We start from the raw sequence: 1533 nt of genomic DNA on the forward strand, positions 1-1533 counted from the left end.
CAGCGAATGTCTGATGCTGGTTGCTCATGGGTGGAACGTTGACTATTCGGCACATTCGGTTGGTTGTCACTAGTACTGCTTCGGCGTGGAACGTGGGGATGGATCGGGTGGGTCGGGCACGTTGTTGGGTATCTGAGGGTACGGACTGTGAGTCTGGACCTTCGCGATGCCGGCCCCAGTGAACTCAGCCTTCGGGTTGGGGTGGTGGGTGGCTGGTCGTTGCTTGAGAACTGCACAGTGGACGCGAGCATCTGTGGCCAAGTTTTTAAGGGCGCACGGTGGATGCCTTGGCACCAGGAACCGATGAAGGACGTGGGAGGCCACGATAGTCCCCGGGGAGCCGTCAACCAGGCTTTGATCCGGGGGTTTCCGAATGGGGAAACCCGGCAGTCGTCATGGGCTGTCACCCGCTGCTGAACACATAGGCAGTGTGGAGGGAACGCGGGGAAGTGAAACATCTCAGTACCCGCAGGAAGAGAAAACAACCGTGATTCCGGGAGTAGTGGCGAGCGAAACCGGATGAGGCCAAACCAGTCACGTGTGATACCCGGCAGGGGTTGCGTGGTTGGGGTTGTGGGAGTTCTCTTTTGCAGTCTGCCGGCTGTGAGACGAGTCAGAAACCGTTGATGTAGGCGAAGGACATGCGAAAGGTCCGGCGTAGAGGGTAAGACCCCCGTAGCTGAAACATTAGCGGCTCGTTTGAGAACCACCCAAGTAGCACGGGGCCCGAGAAATCCCGTGTGAATCTGGCGGGACCACCCGTTAAGCCTAAATATTCCCTGGTGACCGATAGCGGATAGTACCGTGAGGGAATGGTGAAAAGTACCGCGGGAGCGGAGTGAAATAGTACCTGAAACCGTGTGCCTACAAGCCGTGGGAGCGTCGCTGTGTGTGCTTGCACATGCAGTCGTGACTGCGTGCCTTTTGAAGAATGAGCCTGCGAGTTTGCGGTATGTTGCGAGGTTAACCCGTGTGGGGAAGCCGTAGCGAAAGCGAGTCCGAATAGGGCGTTGAGTAGCGTGCCCAAGACCCGAAGCGGAGTGATCTAGCCATGGGCAGGTTGAAGCGGAGGTAAGACTTCGTGGAGGACCGAACCCACCAGGGTTGAAAACCTGGGGGATGACCTGTGGTTAGGGGTGAAAGGCCAATCAAACTCCGTGATAGCTGGTTCTCCCCGAAATGCATTTAGGTGCAGCGTCGTGTGTTTCTTGCCGGAGGTAGAGCACTGGATAGGCGATGGGCCCTACCGGGTTACTGACCTTAGCCAAACTCCGAATGCCGGTAAGTGAGAGCGCGGCAGTGAGACTGTGGGGGATAAGCTCCATGGTCGAGAGGGAAACAGCCCAGAGCATCGACTAAGGCCCCTAAGCGTGTGCTAAGTGGGAAAGGATGTGGAGTCGCAGAGACAACCAGGAGGTTGGCTTAGAAGCAGCCATCCTTGAAAGAGTGCGTAATAGCTCACTGGTCAAGTGATTCCGCGCCGACAATGTAGCGGGGCTCAAGCACACCGCCGAAGTCGTGTCATTGCAACAT

At 57.0% G+C, this 1533-nt stretch carries 1 rRNA gene (cut by a window edge); it reads left to right on the plus strand.

The window, feature by feature from the left end:
• The first annotated feature begins 255 nt into the window (after positions 1-255).
• Positions 256-1533 (plus strand): 23S ribosomal RNA (locus tag ACGFML_RS38075) (it continues 1925 nt past the right edge of the window).

The organism is Streptomyces sp. NPDC048650, from assembly GCF_043199095.1.
Lineage (GTDB): Bacteria > Actinomycetota > Actinomycetes > Streptomycetales > Streptomycetaceae > Streptomyces.